The sequence below is a fragment of the Gottfriedia acidiceleris genome (assembly GCF_036421055.1).
Classification (GTDB): Bacteria; Bacillota; Bacilli; order Bacillales; family Bacillaceae_G; genus Gottfriedia; species Gottfriedia acidiceleris_C.
In genome coordinates this window covers 214,301-236,122 of sequence record NZ_JAZGQS010000002.1, presented here as the reverse complement: position 1 = coordinate 236,122, position 21,822 = coordinate 214,301, and the positions used below count along the sequence as shown (strand labels likewise).

Annotated in this window: 22 protein-coding genes and 1 other annotated feature; of the genes, 3 read left to right on the top strand and 19 right to left on the bottom strand. The window is 34.3% G+C overall.

Features of this window, described 5'->3' with window-relative positions; all coding sequences use genetic code 11:
- Positions 1-18: 18 nt before the first annotated feature.
- The 4 genes from RAH41_RS03810 to nadB form a co-directional block, all read right to left on the bottom strand.
- Entirely contained in the window at positions 19-2,415 is a 2,397-nt protein-coding gene (locus RAH41_RS03810) for a LysM peptidoglycan-binding domain-containing protein (RefSeq protein ID WP_331220784.1), read from the bottom strand.
- 209 nt (positions 2,416-2,624) lie between these two features.
- Positions 2,625-3,734 carry a quinolinate synthase NadA gene (gene nadA / locus RAH41_RS03805; protein ID WP_331220782.1) on the bottom strand — a complete coding sequence of 370 codons (1,110 nt, stop codon included), beginning with the start codon at positions 3,732-3,734 and terminating at the stop codon, positions 2,625-2,627.
- Between the two features lie 25 nt (positions 3,735-3,759).
- Complete coding sequence (gene nadC / locus RAH41_RS03800; RefSeq protein ID WP_331220780.1) at positions 3,760-4,587, bottom strand: carboxylating nicotinate-nucleotide diphosphorylase; 828 nt, start codon at positions 4,585-4,587, stop codon at positions 3,760-3,762.
- A gap of 12 nt (positions 4,588-4,599) precedes the next feature.
- Positions 4,600-6,081 (bottom strand): L-aspartate oxidase, encoded by a 1,482-nt coding sequence (nadB, locus tag RAH41_RS03795; RefSeq protein WP_331220778.1) that lies wholly within the window; start codon positions 6,079-6,081, stop codon positions 4,600-4,602.
- A gap of 138 nt (positions 6,082-6,219) precedes the next feature.
- Here nadB and RAH41_RS03790 point away from each other — a divergent pair, with 138 nt between their 5' ends.
- Positions 6,220-7,350: an IscS subfamily cysteine desulfurase gene (locus RAH41_RS03790; protein WP_331220776.1), complete on the top strand. Its 1,131-nt coding sequence runs from the start codon at positions 6,220-6,222 to the stop codon at positions 7,348-7,350.
- Between the two features lie 14 nt (positions 7,351-7,364).
- Positions 7,365-7,901, top strand: coding sequence for a transcription repressor NadR (locus tag RAH41_RS03785; protein WP_331220774.1), 537 nt, complete (start codon positions 7,365-7,367; stop codon positions 7,899-7,901).
- Positions 7,902-8,425: 524 nt separating this feature from the next.
- Here the strand turns inward: RAH41_RS03785 and obgE are convergent.
- The 6 genes from obgE to RAH41_RS03755 form a co-directional block, all read right to left on the bottom strand.
- Entirely contained in the window at positions 8,426-9,712 is a 1,287-nt protein-coding gene (obgE, locus tag RAH41_RS03780) for a GTPase ObgE (RefSeq protein ID WP_331220772.1), read from the bottom strand.
- Positions 9,713-9,727: 15 nt separating this feature from the next.
- Positions 9,728-10,270, bottom strand: coding sequence for a Spo0B C-terminal domain-containing protein (locus RAH41_RS03775; RefSeq protein ID WP_331220770.1), 543 nt, complete (start codon positions 10,268-10,270; stop codon positions 9,728-9,730).
- 250 nt (positions 10,271-10,520) lie between these two features.
- Positions 10,521-10,811, bottom strand: a complete 291-nt coding sequence (gene rpmA / locus RAH41_RS03770; RefSeq protein WP_025672162.1) for a 50S ribosomal protein L27 — start codon at positions 10,809-10,811, stop codon at positions 10,521-10,523.
- 16 nt (positions 10,812-10,827) lie between these two features.
- Complete coding sequence (locus RAH41_RS03765; protein ID WP_331220768.1) at positions 10,828-11,163, bottom strand: ribosomal-processing cysteine protease Prp; 336 nt, start codon at positions 11,161-11,163, stop codon at positions 10,828-10,830.
- A 9-nt stretch (positions 11,164-11,172) separates the two neighbouring features.
- Complete coding sequence (gene rplU, locus RAH41_RS03760) at positions 11,173-11,481, bottom strand: 50S ribosomal protein L21 (RefSeq protein WP_025672164.1); 309 nt, start codon at positions 11,479-11,481, stop codon at positions 11,173-11,175.
- A gap of 13 nt (positions 11,482-11,494) precedes the next feature.
- Positions 11,495-11,572, bottom strand: a sequence feature (ribosomal protein L21 leader region).
- A 61-nt stretch (positions 11,573-11,633) separates the two neighbouring features.
- Positions 11,634-13,091: a ribonuclease E/G gene (locus RAH41_RS03755; RefSeq protein WP_331220766.1), complete on the bottom strand. Its 1,458-nt coding sequence runs from the start codon at positions 13,089-13,091 to the stop codon at positions 11,634-11,636.
- 187 nt (positions 13,092-13,278) lie between these two features.
- On the opposite strand from RAH41_RS03755, the gene RAH41_RS03750 reads away from it, so the two are divergent.
- Positions 13,279-13,845 (top strand): glycosyltransferase family A protein, encoded by a 567-nt coding sequence (locus RAH41_RS03750; protein ID WP_331220765.1) that lies wholly within the window; start codon positions 13,279-13,281, stop codon positions 13,843-13,845.
- 175 nt (positions 13,846-14,020) lie between these two features.
- Here the strand turns inward: RAH41_RS03750 and RAH41_RS03745 are convergent, their stop codons facing one another.
- The 9 genes from RAH41_RS03745 to RAH41_RS03705 all read right to left on the bottom strand — a co-directional run bounded on the left by RAH41_RS03745 (position 14,021) and on the right by RAH41_RS03705 (position 21,342).
- A complete protein-coding gene (locus RAH41_RS03745) occupies positions 14,021-14,881 on the bottom strand; it encodes a site-2 protease family protein (protein ID WP_331220763.1) in 861 nt (286 codons plus the stop codon).
- On the bottom strand, positions 14,874-15,644 hold the full coding sequence (locus RAH41_RS03740; RefSeq protein WP_331220762.1) for a M23 family metallopeptidase: 771 nt from the start codon (positions 15,642-15,644) through the stop codon (positions 14,874-14,876). The genes RAH41_RS03745 and RAH41_RS03740 overlap by 8 nt, the downstream gene beginning before the upstream one ends.
- 169 nt (positions 15,645-15,813) lie before the next feature.
- Positions 15,814-16,608, bottom strand: a complete 795-nt coding sequence (minD, locus tag RAH41_RS03735; protein ID WP_331220761.1) for a septum site-determining protein MinD — start codon at positions 16,606-16,608, stop codon at positions 15,814-15,816.
- Positions 16,609-16,610: 2 nt separating this feature from the next.
- Positions 16,611-17,297 carry a septum site-determining protein MinC gene (gene minC, locus RAH41_RS03730; RefSeq protein WP_088014420.1) on the bottom strand — a complete coding sequence of 229 codons (687 nt, stop codon included), beginning with the start codon at positions 17,295-17,297 and terminating at the stop codon, positions 16,611-16,613.
- 47 nt (positions 17,298-17,344) lie between these two features.
- Positions 17,345-17,863, bottom strand: a complete 519-nt coding sequence (gene mreD / locus RAH41_RS03725; RefSeq protein WP_331220760.1) for a rod shape-determining protein MreD — start codon at positions 17,861-17,863, stop codon at positions 17,345-17,347.
- A gap of 7 nt (positions 17,864-17,870) precedes the next feature.
- A complete protein-coding gene (gene mreC, locus RAH41_RS03720) occupies positions 17,871-18,725 on the bottom strand; it encodes a rod shape-determining protein MreC (RefSeq protein ID WP_069035182.1) in 855 nt (284 codons plus the stop codon).
- 172 nt (positions 18,726-18,897) lie between these two features.
- A complete protein-coding gene (locus RAH41_RS03715; RefSeq protein WP_331220757.1) occupies positions 18,898-19,938 on the bottom strand; it encodes a rod shape-determining protein in 1,041 nt (346 codons plus the stop codon).
- 135 nt (positions 19,939-20,073) lie between these two features.
- Positions 20,074-20,760, bottom strand: coding sequence for a RadC family protein (gene radC, locus RAH41_RS03710; protein ID WP_331220755.1), 687 nt, complete (start codon positions 20,758-20,760; stop codon positions 20,074-20,076).
- Between the two features lie 21 nt (positions 20,761-20,781).
- The gene (locus tag RAH41_RS03705) at positions 20,782-21,342 is read right to left on the bottom strand and encodes a Maf family protein (RefSeq protein WP_331220753.1); all 561 of its coding nucleotides are present in this window, start codon (positions 21,340-21,342) and stop codon (positions 20,782-20,784) included.
- Positions 21,343-21,822 lie beyond the last annotated feature (480 nt).

Here is a 21,822-nt window from a genome sequence, read left to right as displayed (position 1 = left end):
CCTTTTTAAATCAATTCTTTATTGTTCATCTTCCTCAAAATATGGCACTCCATATGAAGACTGATTTTGAGCATAAGGTGTAAATAATTGCGAATTTGGATCAAAATAAGGTTCTGAAGCATCACGATACATTGGTGCCGGTCCAGTAGCATACGGTGAAGCAACTGGTCCGCCTTGGAATTTTGGATAGTCCATAGCTGGCAATGTTTGTGGGAAGTTTTCATTTGGTCCCATATATGCTGGCAGTGTTGCTGGGAAGTTTGCGTTTGGTCCCATATATGCTGGCATTGTTGCTGGGAAGTTTGCGTTTGGCCCCATATATGCTGGCAGTGTTGCTGGGAAATTTTCATTTGGTCCCATATATGCCGGCAGTGTTGCTGGGAAGTTTGCGTTTGGTCCCATATATGCTGGCAATGTTTGTGGGAAGTTTTCATTTGGTCCCATATATGCCGGCAGTGTTGCTGGGAAGTTTGCGTTTGGTCCCATATATGCTGGCAGTGTTGCTGGGAAGTTTTCATTTGGTCCCATATATGCTGGCAGTGTCGCTGGGAAGTTTTCATTTGGTCCCATATATGCCGGCAGTGTTGCTGGGAAATTTTCATTTGGTCCCATATATGCTGGTAATGTTTGTGGGAAATTTCCGTTCGGTCCCATGTATGCCGGTAATGTTTGGGCTAAATTTGGATTCGGTCCCATATATGCTGGTAGTGTTTGCGTATTATTTCCTGGCATTGGTGCTGGTAATGGCATTGGCATCGCAGTTGGCGGAACTGGTGCTGGTAATGGCATTGGCATCGCAGTTGGCGGAACTGGTGCTACTGGCATTCCTCCAGTCGCTCCCGGTGCTTCTCCAGTTGGCAACATCGGCATAGCTCCAAAACTCGGTAATGTTGGTAATGCCCCTCCTTCTCCTCGATAATAAGGGAATCCAGCGTTTGGTCCCATATATGCTGGTAATGTTTGTGGGAAGTTTGCGTTTGGTCCCATATATGCTGGCATTGTTTGTGGGAAGTTTGCGTTTGGTCCCATATATGCCGGCATTGTTTGTGGGAAGTTTTCATTTGGTCCCATATATGCTGGTAATGTTTGGGCTGCATTTGGGTTCGGTCCCATATATGCTGGTAATGTTTGGGCTGCGTTTGGATTTGGTCCTACATATGCTGGTAGCGTTTGGGCTGCGTTTGGATTTGGTCCTACATATGCTGGTAGCGTTTGGGCTGCATTTGGGTTCGGTCCCATATATGCTGGTAATGTTTGCGGTACATTCGGTCCAGAGTATGCTGGAAGTGTTTGTGGTGTATTTGGTCCCATATACGCTGGCAATGTTTGTGGTGCATTATTTGGCCCTACATATGCTGGTAATGTTTGGGCTTTATTAGTAGCTACTGGTGAGACTTGTGCATTTGGTTTTCCTGTTGATACTGGTGATACTTGCATATTCGGTTTTCCTGTTGATACTGGTGATACTTGCATATTTGGTTTTCCTGTTGCTGCTGGTGAGACTTGCATATTTGGTTTCCCAGTTGATACTGGTGAGACTTGCATATTCGGCTTTCCTGTTGACACTGGTGATACTTGCATATTTGGTTTTCCTGTTGATATTGGTGATACTTGCATATTCGGTTTTCCTGTTGATACTGGTAAGACTTGCTCTTTCGGTTTTCCTGTTGATACTGGTGATACTTGCACATTTGGTTTTCCTGTTGATACTGGTGATACTTGCACATTTGGTTTTCCTGTTGATATTGGCGATACTTGTTGATTTGGTTTTCCTGTTGATACTGGCGATACTTGTTGATTTGGTTTTCCTGTTTCCGCTGGCGATACTTGCGGATTTGATGTTGATGGAGAAACTAATGATCCTGGGAAGTAGTTCTTTTTCTCTGACATGCTTTGTCCTCCCTTGGTGTTCACATTTGATTTATTTTCATTTACCGGATTTTTAACTGCCACTGGCGAAACAACTTGCGGTATGTTCGCATTTGGTTTTCCAGTTTGAACAGGAGATACTTGTTGATTCGCATTATTTGTCGCAGGTGATACAGTCGGTTTCGCAGGTGGAATAGGTACCTGAATTACAGGTTTTACAGTCGGTGTAACCTCTACATTAATATTCAAATTATTTTCAACTGGCTTTGTATTTGGCATGACAGCAGGTTGTGTCTGAGCTACAGGTTGAACATTTCCTTCTTCTACCTCCAAAGCAACACTTGGTTTAGGTTGCTGTACCTCCTTTTTAGAACCTATTGGGGCTGGTTTTTCTCCCCTTTCTGGCACTTTTATTTTCATGCCAGGATAGATCATATCTGGATTACTTATTTGGGCATTTAATTTAACTATCTCTTCGTAGTCGATGTTGTATTTTTGAGCAATGCTCTTAAGGGTATCGCCCTTTATTACTATGTGAATTCTCACCTTTTCCCCTCCTGACCAATTGCCTCTACGTTGGATTGTACATTAGTACCTCACAACAATGTATGTCTGAATATTTGTATTTATGATAGAAGGTATTTTAATTTATGAAGAGTAAGCTTGTATAAGTATTTACTTTATTCTTGTTTTTTCTATAAAAAAATCATCTAGCTCAGGTTGAACTAGATGATTTTAATTTTTTTATGATATTTTTAAGCAAGCTCAAGCATTTTATCTAGTGCCTTAATTGCATCTTTTGCAGTTTGTTTATCAACTGTAATAATATTTTGGATATTACCTTTTTCGATATTTTCTAAAGACCATAATAAATGTGGTAGATCGATACGATTCATCGTTAAGCATGGACACATAAATGGATTTAATGAAATGATTTCTTTATCAGGATGATTTTTAATAATTCTTTGAACTAGATTCATCTCAGTTCCAATTGCCCATTTACTTCCTGCAGGAGCAGCTTCAATTTGGTCAATAATATATTTAGTAGATCCATTGTCATCACTTGCCGCTACAACTTCTCTAGAACATTCTGGATGCACAATAATTCTCATGTCTGGATGATTTTTTCGTACATTCTCAATATTTTTCACTGTAAAATTCTCATGAACAGAGCAGTGCCCTTTCCAAAGTATTACTTTGATGTTATTTAGATCGCCCTCATACTCTAACGTGTCCGTTATTGGATTCCAAATTGCCATATGCTCCAACGGTACACCTAATTCAAATGCTGTGTTTCTACCTAAATGTTGATCAGGTAGGAATAATATGCGTTCTTTTTGTGTGAAAGCCCACGAAACAACCTTTTTAGCATTAGATGATGTTACAGTTGCACCATCATTTCTACCTACAAACGCTTTAATAGCAGCAGTTGAATTAACATATGTTAACGGTACAATAGTGTCTCCAAAAAGCTTCTGTAACTCTACCCATGCACGATCAGTTTGATGATGGTCTGCCATATCTGCCATTGAACAGCCTGCTCTCATATCAGGTAAAATAACAATCTGTTCATCTTCCGTTAAAATATCAGCGGTCTCTGCCATAAAATGTACACCACAGAATACAATATATTTCGCTTTTTTATTATTAGCAGCAACTTGAGCAAGTTGTAGAGAATCTCCAGTTGAATCTGAAAAAACGACAACTTCTTCCTTTTGATAATGATGTCCTGGAATAAAAAGAGCATCACCTAATCTCTCTTTTATATCTTTTACTCTTTTTTCCATTTCCTCAGTTGATAATTTATAGTACTCATCAGGAATTTGATATCCTTCATTTTTTTGTATCATATCTAAAACGTTCATTATCCCCACTCCAATCCCTACTTTATTATAAGTAGAAGCTTATATCTAATGCTTTTGCCGAATGTGTTAAACAGCCTAAAGAAATAACATTTACACCACAGTTTTGAAAACTTGCTAAATTATCTAAAGTAATTCCACCAGAAGCTTCCGTTACTATCGTTTCTGGAACAAGCTTAACGAAGTCTTTGATTTCATCTGGCGTACGATTATCAAACATAATGACATCTGCACCAGCTTCAATAGCTTGAAGAACTTGATCTTTATTTTCAGTCTCGACTTCAATTTTGACCATATGACCTAATTTATTTCGTAATGCATCAACTGCATTTTTAATGGAACCTGCATAAGCAATATGATTATCTTTAAGCATCACTGCATCATATAAACCAAAACGATGGTTCGCTCCTCCACCACAAGTTACAGCATACTTATCAAACAAACGTAAACCTGGCATCGTTTTTCTTGTATCGACAAGTTTGATTTTCTTGTCGTTTAGTGTTTCAACTGCTTTTGAAGTAAGCGTTGCAATCCCACTCATTCGTTGTAAAAGATTAAGCATAACTCTTTCACCTGATAGTAACACTTGAACTGGTCCTTCTACTTCTGCAAGTAGCTGCCCTGCCTGAACAGTTTCACCATCTTTAACATGTAGTGTTACTTTAATATCGTCATGAAGTAATTTATAAGTTATTTCAATTAAATCAGTACCCGCAATTACTCCATCTGCTTTTGCAAGTACTTTTCCTGTTGTTCTTTCATGCATTGGAAAAATATGAATTGAAGATAAATCCCCTTCTCCAATATCCTCTAGTAAAAATTGCTCAATCATTTTTTTAGCTTTTAATGTATTCATGAATTTCTCTCCTCAAATATTAGCTGGTTGATCTATATAATCTATAAAATGTGAGCCGATGCTTTCTTTTCTTCTTATTGCAGCTTCTGCAATTAGTTTTCCAGTAATTAACATATTGTATCTTTCTATTTCCTCTTTGTTCATTGGGCGTGTATCAACTGTTTTTGACTCTAAGAAGGAAGAAAAATATGTGATTGCTTTATTTAAGTCGTCTTCATTTCTTACAATACCGATATACTTCATCATTATTTCTTTGATTTCATCTTTTGTAGGTAAAGCTCTAAATCTTGGTATCATGTATTTTGGTGGAATCTCATTTATTTTAGCTAAAGGAAGGTCTGCAATAAATTTCGCAACCTTTTTACCAAACACAATCCCTTCCAATAAAGAATTACTAGCAAGTCGGTTTGCCCCATGCACACCTGTACAAGCAACCTCACCTACTGCATACAATCCTGGAATTGTCGTTTCTCCATTTGTAGATGTCTTTACCCCACCCATGTGAAAGTGTGCGCCAGGAACAACAGGAATCAATCCTTTTTGTAGATCAATTCCATTATTCATAAGATTTTCAGTAATTGTTGGGAAACGTTTTTCAAATCCATCAATCATTCCAATCGATAAAAAGATTTCTTCTCCATTTTGCATCTCATTAAAAATCGCCCTACTAACAACATCTCTTGGTGCTAAATCTTCAAAAGGGTGAATTCCTTTCATAATGCGACGACCTGTTTTCGTTACTAAAAAAGCTCCTTCACCTCTAACAGCTTCTGATACTAAACCTTTACATGCCCCATTAATGTAAAGCAAGGTAGGATGAAATTGTATAAATTCTAAATCAGCCATCTCACAACCAGCTCGATATGCCATAGCAATTCCATCTCCGGTTATGGCCTGATTATTAGAACTAAATTGATACATTGCTCCAATACCGCCAGTTGCCAGAAGTGTTGTGTTTGCATAACAGGATTCTAATTCCCCGTTTTCATTAAGTATTAAAACACCATTACATTTTCCATCTTGTATGATTAAATCAATTACCATGTCATGTTCAATAATCGTTATTTTATCTTTTATACGTGCATAAATAGTTTCAACTAAATGCTTTCCAGTAGCATCTCCGCCAGAATGTAAAATTCTATTTTTCCGATGCGCTCCTTCTCTACCAAGATGAAACTGACCTAATTTATCTTTATCAAACTTCATGCCAATAGAAACTAGATCATTCATAGACGCTGTTCCGTTCTTTACTAGTTCTTCTACTGCTTCAATATTATTTTCATTACAACCTGCTTCGAGCGTATCTTGTTTATGAAGTTCCCAAGAATCATCTTTAGACATTACAGCTGCAATTCCACCTTGTGCAAGCATCGAATTGCTGTCCCAAATTTTTTTCTTTGTGAATAGAATCACATTTTTAGACTGACAAATTTTCTCAGCAGCCATTAAAGCAGCAATCCCACTGCCAATAATGACAACGTCTGCAGTTCGCATAGTTGCCCCCTCCATTTACAGTACATCTATTTAAATTTTATCTTATAGATAAAAAAGCTGTCTTGACACCTATATTTACATATATTTAAACTAATGACAAGAAATTTTTTTTTAATGCTTAAAAAAGGAGACTTTAATTTGATTTATTTAGACTATGCTGCTACAACTCCAATGAGTGAAGAAGCCATTGAGACATTTGTGACTGCCTCTAAAAATTACTTTGGAAATGAGCGAAGTTTGCATGATATTGGTTCAAAGGCATCACTGTTACTTGAAGCATGCCGCAAGCAATTAGCAGGATTTATTAATGCTAGCCCCGCTTCAATTTACTTTACAAGTGGAGGAACTGAATCAAATTTAATTGCTATTCAAACCCTCTTGAAGAGTACAAAAAAAGTCGGAAAACACATATTAACCACCACATTAGAGCATTCTTCAATTAGTAATTATTTAAAAGTACTAGAAGAACAAGGATATGAGGTTTCTTATTTGCCAGTTACAAAAAGCGGGATTATCTCATTAGAAGTGATTAAAAATGCAATTCGTGAAGACACTGTATTGGGTATTTTTCAACATGTAAATTCTGAAATTGGAGCTATTCAACCGATTAACGAAATTGCAAATTTATTTAATTCATCAAATATTTTACTTCATTGCGATTGTGTACAATCATTTGGAAAAATAGCAATAGATGTCTCAAAATATGAAATTTCTAGTCTTAGTATTTCAGGTCATAAATTATATGGACCAAAAGGGATCGGAGCCCTTTATTTAAATCCTAAATTAACTTGTCAACCAATCTATCCCGGCACATCTCATGAAAGTGGGATTCGTCCCGGTACAGTTAATGTTCCAGCAATTGCATCATTCGTAACAGCAGCCGGTCATATAATAAAAAATCTAGACGAAGAGCAAAAGAGATGTCACTTTTTAAAAAGTGTTTTAAAATCACAATTAGAAGATGTTCAACATCTCCTAAAATTTGAAGGTTCTGATGAAGATTGTATTCCAAATATAATTGGAATGAGGATCATTGGACTTGAAGGTCAGTTTGTCATGCTTGAATGTAATCGACATCAATTTGCCATTTCAACGGGAAGTGCTTGTGCAATTGGCATGCAGAAACCTTCAGAAACGATGTTAGCAATCGGAAGAGACCCTCATGAAGCAAAACAATTCTTTAGAGTTTCTGTCGGGAAACAGACAACAAAAGAAGACTTAATCAAATTATCGTCTGTGTTAAAATTAATCATTAATCAAAATTTTTAATCGAGGAAATTAATATGAATAAAAAACTTTTAGGGGAAGAAAGAAGAAAGAAAGTTTTACAATGGTTAAAGGAATCTGAGTCTCCCTTATCAGGCAGTTCCTTGGCTAAAAGAGCAAATGTTAGTCGACAAGTTGTTGTAGGTGATATTACACTTTTAAAAGCGAAAAATGAGCCTATACTAGCAACTGCTCAAGGTTATATTTATATACATCCTAACAAGGATACCGACAAAATTAGAAAAGTAATAATTTGTCATCATACAGCTGAAGAAACTCAAAAAGAACTAGAAATATTAGTCGATCACGGTGTTACAGTTAAGGATGTAATGGTTGAACATCCCGTCTATGGATATATCACTGCCCAATTACAAATTGCGAACCGATATGATATAAGCTTATTCCTACAAAAAATGGGAGAAACTAGCTCCGTCCCACTGTCTAATTTAACGAATGGAACACATCTCCATACGGTTGAAGCAGATAGTGAACAACAACTAGAAAGTGCAATCTTACAATTAAAAAATGAAGGTTTTTTAGTAGACACGCCATAATTGTAGGTTCAAAAAAGTAGTTAGTAGATTCTTTGATTTAGCAAATAAGGGATTGTCTCATCTGTCAGTGTAAAAGACATATGGGCATCCTTTTTTTATGTAGAGCAGGGGTAACTTAGTCAGACTTTAAAATTGTAGTTGATGTTTTCGATTTTGCTATGATCATTTCAACAAGCTTTAATCAATTTTCAAGTTGAAATAGGAAGAATCAGTGTAAAATTGCTCCTGTCCCTTATATAGGGCTCTATTTTTGTACAATGCGAAGTCAAAAATACTCTTACTAGTATGGGTGGGTAAAACTGTATCTAATTTGCAATTCTGGAAATTTATTTGCAGTTTTGCTAAGTTTAATTGCGATTCTCGAAGTTTAATTGTGATTTTGACAATTTTAATCGCTATTCTCCAAATTTAATTGCCTGTTCACTATTTATTTGCGTAGTTAGACTTCTTATTGGCAATTCCCTCCAGTCTTTTTTGCAATAAAAAAAGAGGGTGCAAGGCACCCCCTTTTTATAAAGGAATGATTAATCGATAAATTCGAATTCGTATTCAGAAATTTTAACGATATCTCCGTTTTTCGCGCCACGTTGGCGTAGTGCTTCATCAATCCCCATTCCACGCATTTGACGTGCAAATCGACGAATTGACTCTTCACGTTCAAAGTTAGTCATTTTGAATAGTTTTTCAAGCTCTTCACCTTTAACGACGAACGTTCCATCGCTTTCACGAGTAATTTCAAAAGTAGGTTCTTCTTTTTGATATTTATAAAGAACTCGTAATGGTTTGTCTTCCTCTTCGTCATGAAGTGGGAATTCTGGAGTTGTTTCAACTAAATCTGCAACTGTAAATAATAAATCACGTAAACCTTGACGTGTTACCGCAGAAATTGGGAAAATTTGAACTTCATCTCCAACTTGTTCTTTAAACTTAATTAAGTTTTCTTCAGCTTCTGGAATATCCATTTTATTTGCAACGACTACTTGAGGTCGTTCAGTTAAACGTAAATTATATTCTTTTAGCTCTTGATTAATCGTTAAGTAATCTTCATAAGGGTCTCTGCCTTCAAGACCTGACATATCAATTACATGAACAATTACACGTGTTCTCTCAATATGACGTAGGAATTGATGCCCAAGTCCTACACCTTGATGTGCACCTTCAATTAACCCTGGTAAATCGGCCATTACAAAACTACGATTATCTTCAGTTTCTACAACACCTAAATTAGGAACAATTGTTGTAAAATGATATTCAGCGATTTTTGGTCTAGCAGAACTTACAACAGATAGTAATGTTGATTTACCAACACTTGGGAAACCAACTAATCCAACATCAGCTAAGACTTTAAGTTCTAGTTTAATGTTTCTTTCCTTACCTGGCTCACCATTTTCAGCTATTTCAGGAGCCGGATTTGCAGGTGTTGCAAATCGACTATTTCCACGGCCTCCACGGCCTCCTCTTGCAATAATAGCTGTTTGACCATCCATTGTAAGGTCAGCTATTAATTCACCTGAATCAGCATCTGTTACAATCGTCCCAGGTGGTACTTTTACAATCATATCTTCTGCATTTTTACCATGCTGATTTTTAGACATACCATGTTGACCACGATCAGCTTTAAAATGACGTTTATAACGGAAATCCATTAATGTTCTTAAGCCTTCATCTACTTTAAATACAACATTAGCTCCTCTACCACCGTCTCCACCAGCAGGGCCACCTTTTGGAACATATTTTTCACGACGGAAGGCTACCATACCGTTTCCACCGTCTCCACCTTTTACATATATCTTGACTTGATCAATAAACATAAATCCACCACTCTTTTATTTTTCCATTTTAAATTCGATACTGCATTCTTCTGTCTCACAAAAATATGACATCATTCTAATTTTTGAGCTGTCATTTGATGATGAAACAATCCACTTCAACATATCTTCTTTCTTTGTTAGTTTACCTCTGAAGTCAAAAAAGAAACTAACTGTTTTATCATTTATTTCAATTGTTAAACTAACAAAATTTTCCTCATAAATATGTACCCAAGATTCTAGTTTTTCTAAAAAATTTTGAATCCAAACTGTCATCACTTCGTCTAAATTCTTAAGCGAACATGGTTCCCCTAAAATTTCATAATCTAGTACAATTGTACGAGGCCTCCAGTTATAGGTAATGATAAATTCTGCAAACTCTGGAATTTGTAACGAACAAATTTTAGCTTCATTCAAAGAATCAGCAACAATTTTCGTAATCGTTTCTTCTAGTTGGTCAGATTGACCTGTGGCCATGTATCCTTTTATTAATTGAATTCGATTTAACCAATCATGACGTGAATGTCTTAATACCTCTAGAACGTCCCATTTCTCCTGCATTGTATTCTCCTATAGGTTTACATTTTTGGTATTTATGAAGGTAATAAAAAAGTTAGACTCGGCATTTTGATTAGTTATTTAAAAGTCTCAAACTAGTGTGTAGCTTGTAAAAAGCCGAGTCTTTGGAGCATTTGTTTGAGAGGTTGCTATCACATCACCTTTTTCCATGTTGATAGCAATTCATTATATAATAATGTCTTAAGTACAGAAAAACTCTAACCTAAAAGGTTAGAGTTTCTAAGTTAGTTTCTTAAGCTTCTTGAGCTACAGGGTATACACTTACTTGTTTGCGGTCACGGCCTAAACGTTCGAATTTAACTACGCCATCAACCTTCGCAAATAATGTGTCATCTCCACCACGACCAACGTTTACACCTGGATAAATCTTAGTGCCGCGTTGACGGTAAAGAATTGAACCACCAGTTACGAATTGTCCATCAGCACGTTTAGCGCCAAGACGTTTTGACATTGAGTCACGACCGTTTTTTGTAGAACCTACTCCCTTTTTAGAAGCAAATAACTGAAGATTTAATTTTAACATGGTTACACCTCCTGTTTTACTCGTTTATAGTGACATAGTCACCGTAACTTGCAGCGATAGTTTGTAAAGATACGATCATCGCTTCAAGGATAAGTTGCGCTTTTTGCATATTATCTTCATTTAAATCAATCGGTAATTGATACTTCAAGAAACCTTTCTTTTCATCAATTACTGTATTTAACTCAGAATCTATACGGCAAATTGCTTCCAAAGCATTTACAGTTCCTACTGAAACTGCTGATATACCGGCACAAACAATGTCAGTCCCAGCATCAGAAAAAAATGCATGTCCACTTATTTTAAAGGAACCAATACGTCCATCTTTTAAACGTTCAATTGTTATTCTAGTCATTACTTAATATTAAGCGTTGATTTTTTCGATAACAACTTTAGTGTAAGGTTGACGATGACCTTGCTTACGACGGTAGTTCTTTTTAGATTTGTATTTGAATACAAGAATCTTTTTAGCTTTACCGTTCTTTTCAACTTTTGCAGTTACAGTAGCTCCCTCAACAGTTGGGCTACCAACTTTGATGTTTTCGCCACCTACGAATAAAACTTTGTCGAATGTTACAGTTTCACCTGCGTTAGTATCAAGTTTTTCGATGTAGATTGCTTGACCTTCTTCAACTTTGATTTGTTTACCACCAGTTTCAATAATTGCGTACATAATTGCACCTCCTCAATAGTCTAAGACTCGCCACCAATAGGCATGCTAAAAATAGCAATTTAATACCTATTATGCGCGGTTGTAGCACGGGTGCGCTACAAACAATAACATTATGATGTTACCACGGGGCATGTCGAATGTCAACAACTACTTCAGTTAATGACTGTTTCTAAATAACTTGTTATTTCCTTGGCCGTACCTGTTCTAACTATATTATAAAATGGTGTTTTTGAAGATATAATCTTTAAACAGATTTTTATAAACATTGCTTTTTCTAGTCTTTGTACATGATTATTTTGATCTCCATTTAACGCTTTTGCGACATCCTCACTACATTCAACAAGTAAAGCCTCGATATCACGACTTGTTGAGAGCTCCCAAAGAGCTCTTTCTAGCTCAAATACTGTCTGAACTGTGTTCTTTACAAGCCCACTACCATTACACTCAGGGCACTTTTGATGGGTTGCTTCAATATGTGAGTGGGCTGTTCTTTTGCGTGTAAGTTCAAATAAGCCAAGATCTGAAAATCCAAATAATTTTGTATATGCTCGATCATTTTTAAAAGCTTCTTTTAATAGTTCGCCTATCCTTTTTTGCTGTTCAACGGACTTCATATTTATAAAATCAATAATAATCATTCCACCAATATCACGAAGTCTTAATTGGCGAACAATCTCAATTGCAGCTAATTGATTTGTATGATACACAGTTTCTTCACGATTTTTTTTTCCGCTAAATTTACCTGTATTTACATCAATCACTGTCATAGCCTCAGTTTGCTCGATCAGTAGAAATGAACCATTTTTTAACCATACAATTTGTTTAAAGGATTTCTCTATTTGTTCTTCAATTTTAAAAGCCACAAAAATATTTTCATTTCCTCTATAACTAATTATTTGGAGATCTTCAGGCAAATAATTTTTATAAGCTGCTAAATCATCAATGATTAACTCACTGATCGTATCTTTAGGATGAAATTTAAAAAACTTAGTAAACAAAGAGTTCGCTTCCCAGACAAGAGTGATTTTTTTAAAACTTGTATTTTTTAATGACTCATAAAATGTTTGAAACCCTTTTAACTCATTTAAAATCACATCTGATTCGGCATTTTCACAGGAAGATCTGAAAATTAACCCCTCATTATCACTAGTGTAATCTCGACCTAATGAGTATAATTTATTTCGTTTCGATTCTTTTTTTATTTTATTTGAAACAGCAACTTGTTTAGAAAGAGGGAAATATACAACGTAATCACCAGAGAACTCAAGATTATTTGTAAGCTTAGGACCTTTCTCATCAAACGCATCCTTTATTACTTGAACCAAAATATATTGTCCTTTTTGGAACTTTTTTCTTATTAATTCGTCTTTATTAATTTCAGATTCTTTCCCCTCGATTGTATCTTCGAATCTCATGAAGCCATTTTTATTTAAACCAATATTTACAAAAATTGCATTTAATTTCGGCATTACTTCTTGGATTTGCCCTACATATATATTCCCTACATATGTATTTTGGTCTGCAGAAGAAAACCATTCAACTAGCTGGTCATTTTCAGTTACAGCAATTCTTTTCTCTGAATGTTTTACATTCATAATAACTTTCTTCAAATTCATCTTCCTAACTATGTATAGTATCTATCACATTTTATTCATTTAAATAGAAAAAAGCTAGTTAATCTAATCTAATTAGTCCGTCTACTCACATGAATAGTAGAAATTGAATATTATATTAAGATTTCTCTTACATTTTCCCTTTTCTTTTACTTAATCCCCCGATTTAGATAGGAGCGATTATATGGATATAATTCTTTCAATTCTTATTCCAACCGTCCCCGAAAGAATGGGGTATTTAAATAATCTGATTAATGAATTAGATAAACAAAGTAAAACATATCCTGTTGAAATATTAGTACTTTTGGAAAATAAAAAAAGAAGCATTGGTGAAAAAAGAAATGTTCTAATTGAGCAAGCCAAAGGAGATTATGTTGTATTTATAGATGACGATGATCGAATAGAACCAAATTATATTGAATTATTGTGCTCAGCAATCAATGAAACGCCTAATGTTGACTGTATTGTATTTGACGTTTTAGTAAATTTTAATAACCAATATTCTAAAGTTTGTAAATATGGGAAAGAGTTTACACATGGGGAAGATGAAAATTATTATTATCGAAAACCAAATCATTTAATGTGCTATTCAAAGAAGATTGCTTCGGCACATAAATTTCTTAATATCAGTTTTGGAGAAGACGATGAATGGGGTAGACGAGTTTCAAACGATATCATAATTCAAAAAAGGATCCCTTCTATACTGTATTACTATGACTATATTCCAAAAGACTCCTCGTGGTATGTTTGAATAAAAACAACTAAAAAATGGCCTCACTAGAGACCATCTTTTTTTTTTGCAAACTAAACTATTTTAACTAAAATCTGACCTGCTAATAGACTGAGTCATTTAATTTTCAAACACTTTAAAAATAGCTTCAAACTATACCATCTCATTTTATAGAAAAATATAAAATAAATGAAATCTAACTAATTAGTTCTTCAAGCGAATACGTTGCTTTCTTCTCAGTAAAGTATGCATGTAATAATTCATTTTCATCTAACATTTGTTGATTTTTTTTATCAAGAGAAAAGACGACGTTATATTTATATCCTTTTTGAAAGTTAGAAAAAACTTGAAATAATTTTGTTTCTTTATTTAAAGAGATTGATTTGATTTTTTGGATATATTGTTTGTTTCCATAAAACCGTTCCATTAAAAATCGTATAACAACAAAATGCCTATTTTTCCATTCACCCCATAAGGAAACGATTAAAAATAATAGACAAACCCAAATTGTAATATTCATAGGTTGTATTATGATTGTAAGTAATGAGGATAACAATAAAAACACAAATGATGAGTACAAGCTATATATATGAGCTCTAACGAACGGAAAGATTAGAGAAAATAACTGATAGATAAATTTCCCACCGTCTAATGGCCATATTGGTAATAAATTAAAACAAAGAATACTAAGATTGTAATTGATAAATAGTGTATAGAGGTTTTCAGGCATTAAATTCATTTTAAATAGGAAGTTAGCGATTATATATAAAGTTAAATGTTGAATGGGGCCAGAAATTGTAACAATAAACTCCTCGTAAGTTGGTCGATTTCCATGTTCATCAAGATCTACTACTCCCCCAAACGGAAGTAGCGTAATTTTATTTATTCTCCAATTTAATGAAGTAGCAGCAATGGCATGACCTAACTCGTGGCAGAAAATAATAATTGATACAAACAATACTGACCAAAAATTAGCTGTCATAATACCAATACATGCAATTAATAAATACAGTGGATGAACAGAAATTTTGGAAGGAAGAATTAGCCATTTATTCAAATGAAATCACCTTTTTCGGATCTATAAATTTTTCCCCCATTTTAATTGCGAAATAATAAGTACCTAGATTCCCTTCATCATTGGATGATACCGTTCCGATAACATTTTTACTATCCACTTCGTCATAAACTTTTACATTAGTTGTCCCTAATTTTCCGTACCAAGATTCTGAACCATCAGCGTGTTGAATAATGACTGTATTCCCTAAATTATCTTTCTTTCCTACAAAAAGTACGCGGCCTTTTTTAATTGACTCTACTTTTTGGTTAGCTTCAGTTTGAATCAATATCCCTTGTCCGTCCGCTTTAAAACTTTGCAGTACTTTACCGCTTGCAGGAACAGCATAATTATCATTTCCAACATTCTCTTTTTGATTATTTAATTGCGGTAAAAAAGCAATAGGACTTCCAAACCGATCTTCATACCATTTCTGTAATGAAGCAAACTGAAATTCACTTTCATAAACTTGTGAAAGACCATGCCGAACTTGAGATGCCATAGGTGAGTTACTTTTTAAGATGATGGCTAAAGCTAGTACAATTATTGCGCATAATAAACTTCTAAACATAAAGTTAGAGCTATTCATTATTTTCTTACCTTGCTCTTCTACTAAATCATCATAAGTATAAGTGTATCCGCCCTCATTATTTTGCACTTCTTTTACCGGAAATTTGCTCATCAATTGATTCGGATTTCCCCATTTTTCTTCTTGTTCTCGCCGTTTAGCGATCCGCTTTCTTATATCATCTACGCGCTTACTCAAAGTGTCACCTCTCCTTTAGAACCTAGTTATTTAATTTATATGAATCAATAGGACGACTTATGAGTAGATAATTTGAAAAGTGGACAAAGCTATTAGGCAGTTTAAGGAAGTGATTAAAGAGGACAATTGAAAAATAAAAAAAGAAAAACACTTCGCTATTTACGAAGTGTTATCGAATACCAAATAATTTTTTCACTTTAAAGAAAATGCTCTTTTCAGTTTCTAATGATTGTAATGGTACAGATTCCCCTAGCACTCTTCTTGCAATATTTCTATATGCAATAGAAGCTTTTGAATTTGGATTCAATGCTACAGGTTCACCACTATTTGTTGCCTTAATAACGTTTTCATCATCTTGGACAATACCAATTAAATCTACAGCTAACATTGTTGTAATTTCATCAACATCTAAGCTATCTTTATTTTCCATCATATGACTTCTAATACGATTGATTACTAGTTTAGGAGGCTCAATATCCTCTTGATCTAATAATCCAATAATACGATCTGCATCACGAATTGAAGAAACTTCAGGAGTTGTGACAACAATCGCTTTATCTGCACCTGCTACTGCATTTTTATATCCTTGCTCAATACCAGCAGGGCAGTCTATTAATATATAATCATAGTCTTTTTTTAATTCATCAACAAGCTCTCTCATTTGTTCAGGAGAAACAGCAGTTTTATCACTTGTTTGTGCAGCAGGTAATAAATATAAGCATTCAAAACGCTTATCTTTTATTAATGCCTGATGCGTTTTACAACGACCTTCAACAACGTCCACTAAATCATAGACGATGCGGTTTTCTAAACCCATGACAACGTCTAAGTTACGTAGGCCGATATCAGTGTCAATTAAGCACACTTTTTTTCCAAACATCGCTAATGCTGTTCCTAAATTTGCTGATGTAGTTGTTTTACCAACTCCACCTTTACCAGATGTAATTACTATAGCCTCTCCCACAGTTACATCATGCCCCTTTCTAACCTTGTCAAACTAGGTCTAAGATGAGTCAGAAATTGTATGCGATCGACAATGATTTGGCTGTCTTCGTTTATATACGCGCATTCCATCTCATTGCCTTCATCACCATAATGATCCGGTGCTCTGTTCATTATGCTGCAAATTCTCAACTGCATTGGTCTCATTATTGATGCCGCAATAACTGCCTCCTTATTACCATTAAAACCGGCATGAGCAGTACCTCTTAGTGCACCCATAATAAAGATATTTCCACCCGCAATAACAGTTCCACCTGGGTTAACATCACCGATTAACAGTAAATCACCTTTCACTTGGAGAATCTGACCGGATCTTACCATTCTACAAATAGGTACAATTTCCTCCCTTTTCATCCATTCAATAGCTTCTTGCTTTGAAATCACATTACTTTCGATTGTTTCAACTACAAGATTATTCTTTTTACGAACAATTGAACGAATAATTTCATCTTGTTCGGGAGATAAAAAACGATTTCCTATTTTTAAACGAACTGCAAGTAAGGGACGATCATTGCTCTCAAACAAGTGGGTAGACAGTCTTTCTTCAATTTCATCTACTAAAATTTGAAAAGAACATGTATCATCGAGGTGCAGTGTTAGACCATCTTTCGTACCTTTTATTGTAACATATTGTTGCCTCTGTTCCATGATAAGTGTTCACCCCGATTGTATAATTCGACATGCACCCGAAAAATCCTTTATTTTTCCTCATTATTTTCACTAATTGTTCTTAATAATGATGAGAAAGGATATGCAAAAATTAATATAAATAGTGCATTCAGTAATAATGTCGGTAATAATCGATGATTCAAAAAGTATGTATTATTCATATTAGTAAATCCGAACAACGCATTTAATCCGTATACTAAATATTCTAAGGCTGCTGTCCATATTAAAACAAGAATACTTCGAACAAATAAATTCGCATAAAGTATTTTAATTGCTTGACTTATTAAAAAGATAAATAAAGGAAAAGCAGCTAAATAGATACCTATAATCTCTGTATAAACAATATCATAAATGAATCCAAAGATAACACCATACATTAGTGCCTTCTTCGGATTGTAATATAATGTAATAAATAATAAACCAAAAAATAAAAAATGCGGAACAATAATCGCATTGTGACCAAGAATGTTTGGCGATACAGTTGATACATAAATATTTTCTAAAATAAACAGAAATGTCAAAAGGAGAGGTAAACCAAACTTACTCATTTACTAATTACTCTCCTTTCTGTGGCTGATCAATTGAACGCTTAACAGCTAGCACATGATTGATGTCATTGAAATCTGCTTGCGGTTTAATATACGCTGTTTGAGTTAGCCCATGTTCATCAGGCACAACTTCCTCAACTTTACCTATTGGTAGATTAGCTGGGAAAACACCTCCAAGACCTGAAGTCACGACTATTTGTCCTTTTTTTACTTTTGCATTTGAAGGAATTCGTTTGAATAATAAAGCTTGTTTCTCAACATCATAACCTTCTATCAAACCAAAAACCGTATCTTTTTGCTGAATTTTAGCAGAAATACGATTAGTACGATCTGAAGAACTTAATAATTGTACAGTTGATGAAAATTTAGAAACATTTTTAACTTTACCAATTAAGCCTTTAGAAGTGATAACTGCCATTTCTTTTTCAATTCCACTTATTGACCCTTTATCAATGGTAATGATTTGTTGCCATTTATCCGGATCTCTTATAGTTACTGTTGCTTGAAATGTATCATAATCACTTAAACTTTTTTTGATTCCAATCATGTCTTTTAATTCTTTATTTTCTTTTTCTAATGCTTTCTCACGAACAGATAATTCAACATATTTATCGAGCTTACTTTTCAAAACTTGATTTTCATCATATGTATCTTTTAAGTCCGCAATATTATTAAATAAACCCGCAATAAGTTGTGCGGGCTTATTAAATACTTTTTCAGTCAAACTTACTGTATCTTTAATAAACTGCTCAGGAATTGAAAGGTTTCTATTACTTCTTAAAGAATAACCTAGAAGTGCCACTAGTAAGATAATAGCAGCTAAGACAATCATTAAACGTTTATTTTGAAAAAATTGTGGCATTCTTACACCCTCTTATAACAATTCAACTTTTTGTTCCAGCTATTTCATGCGTGTAATCCTCACTAATGATAGTGAGGATTACACATTTTTACTAATCTTCTTATTAAAGAACTTATATAGTAGTTCACTTTTTTAGAAAACTAGCTTATTTTTTAACCATTTTCATTCAATTTTATCGATATTGATTTGAATTTGCACCAAAATTCTTTTTGAAAATATCGATATTATCTAATGCTTTACCTGTCCCCATTGCAACACAGTCAAGAGGGTCTTCTGCAACTATTACAGGCATATTTGTTTCTTGAGCAATTACTTTATCAATATTACGAAGAAGTGCTCCACCGCCTGTAAGTACGATTCCACGATCAATAATATCTGCTGCTAACTCAGGTGGTGTTTTCTCTAAAGTATTTTTTACGGATTCAACAATTGCCGCAACTGTATCACTTAATGCTGTTGCAATTTCTTCTCCATGGATTGTAATAGTTTTAGGTAAACCTGAAATTAAATCACGACCACGAATATCCATTTGTTCATCTGATTCAGTTTTGATAGCTGAACCAATTTCAAGCTTTAACTGTTCGGCAGTTCGTTCACCAATTGATAAGTTATAGTTCTTTTTAATATATTGAATAATCGCTTCGTCCATATCATCTCCGGCAGTACGAATCGATTGACTTGTAACGATACCACCTAATGAAATAATTGCAACTTCAGTTGTTCCTCCACCAATATCAACAACCATACTACCTGTTGGTTCCATAACCGGTAAATTAGCACCAATTGCAGCAGCAAACGGTTCTTCAATTAAGAAAGCATCGCGTGCACCAGCTTGTCTTGTTGCATCGATAACGGCTCTTTTTTCAACAGCAGTAATACCTGATGGTACACATACCATTACGTAAGGTTTACGTGAGAAAAATCCGTTACTTTTTTGAGCTTGATCAATATAGTGTTTCATCATTGTTGCTGTTGTTTCAAAATCAGCAATTACACCATCTTTCATTGGTCTAGTTGCAACAACATTTCCTGGAGTACGACCAATCATTAGTTTTGCTGAATTACCTACAGCAACAATTTGTTTCGTATCCGTCCTTAAAGCAACAACAGAAGGTTCTCTAACTACTATTCCTTTTCCTTTTACAAAGACTAAAGTATTCGCTGTACCTAAGTCTATTCCTAAATCACGAGTAAATCCACCTAATCCAAACATATGTATCTTCCTTTCTAAAACGTACAACTTAAATTCTTATTTAATGTATCTATACTATATTCTCTTATCGTTAGTAAATAACAGGTTTTTATCCATAACTTACATTATAAAACAATTAGCTACTAATGAACACCCTTAAACGTAACCTTTTTCTTTTAAACTGACATACTTATGTTCACCAATTATAATATGGTCTAGTAATTCAATTCCAATTATTTTTCCACATTCAACTAATCGTTTTGTTACTTCGATATCTTCTCGACTTGGAGTTGGATCCCCACTTGGATGATTGTGTAAACAAATAATCGAGCTTGCAGATCTACGAAAAGCTTCTTTAAAAACTTCACGAGGATGGACAATCGAAGCATTTAAACTACCTTTAAAAATAGTTTCGCGGGCAATAACTTGATTTTTCGTATTTAAGTATAAACATACAAAATGCTCTTGTTCAAGAAATCGCATTTCATCCATCATAAAATTAGCACAATCATCTGGACTTTTAATAATGAATCTTTCGTCATATTGAAGACGATTAATCCTTTTTCCTAATTCAAATGCAGCAATTAACTGTACAGCTTTCGCTTCACCGATCCCTTTAATATTTGATATTTCTTCAACAGACGCATTCATTAGTAATCTTAGTCCATCAAATTTCAATAAAAGTTCAGTTGAAACTTTTAAAACCGATTCATTTTTTGTCCCTGTCCTTAATAAAATCGCCAGTAAATCCTGGTTAGACAAACTACCGGGACCAAATTTTAATAATCGCTCTCTTGGCCTTTCATCTTTCGGAAAATCTTTAATGAGAAGCGAAATTGACAATGTATCACCTCAAATCAAAAGTTAAAAATTTAATTCTCTTAGTTTTTTCTTAACTTGATTGATCGGAAGTCCAACAACAGAATAATAGTCGCCGTCTATTTTCTCTACAAATGTTCCGCCATATCCTTGTATGCCGTAAGAACCAGCTTTATCCATCGGTTCATTAGTATTGATATAATCAATTATTTCTTGATCACTTAGCTCACTAAAGGTAATTTTTGTACATTGATAAAAGCTACTACTTTTACCTTCATTAATAATAGAAACGCCAGTAAAAACCTCGTGTGTTTTTCCAGATAGCATTTTTAACATTGCAAATGCATCTTCTTTTGAGGTAGGCTTACCTAGTTTTTTATCATTATAAGTAACGATTGTATCAGCACCGATTACTACTGCATTTGGGAATTTATTAGATACATCTATAGCTTTTTCTTCCGCCAATTTGATTACAATCTCAGAAGACTGCAAATTCTGCTCCATTACTTCTTCAACATCACTAGTTTCAATGATAAAAGGGATATTTAACATGCTAAGAAGTTCTTTTCTTCGAGGAGATGCAGAGGCTAATATAAGTTTTTTCATTTCATTCACCTATTATTTTATTTTAAAAGGAAGGATACATGACTATCCTACCCAAGTAATCACTATAACACAAATTAGTAAAAAACACTTTTCGTTGCCTATTCGTTATTAAAATGTAATAAAAATGAAAGTTTTGTTAAGTATTAAAATACCCTAATAATAAAATTTCATTTTAAAATATTTTATGTCAAAATCCAGTCTTTTCATAATAAAATTTGTTTAAAATTTGAATAGATATAAATTACAATAAGAAGTTTTTAATGATAATTATTAATTTCTTTCATTCACTTTGTAATAAAAAATACACTTACAAAAAAATATAATTTGTCAGTGTTTTCACTTTTTCCGAAAATAGAAGCTGTCAATTAAATAAGTAATGTCTTGATGATTTCCACTACGGGATGCTCGCTTTCCTTGAGGCGAGATTCTTTCGCCTCCTCGTCACGTTCGTTCCTGTGGGGTCTCAGGCTTCCCGCATTT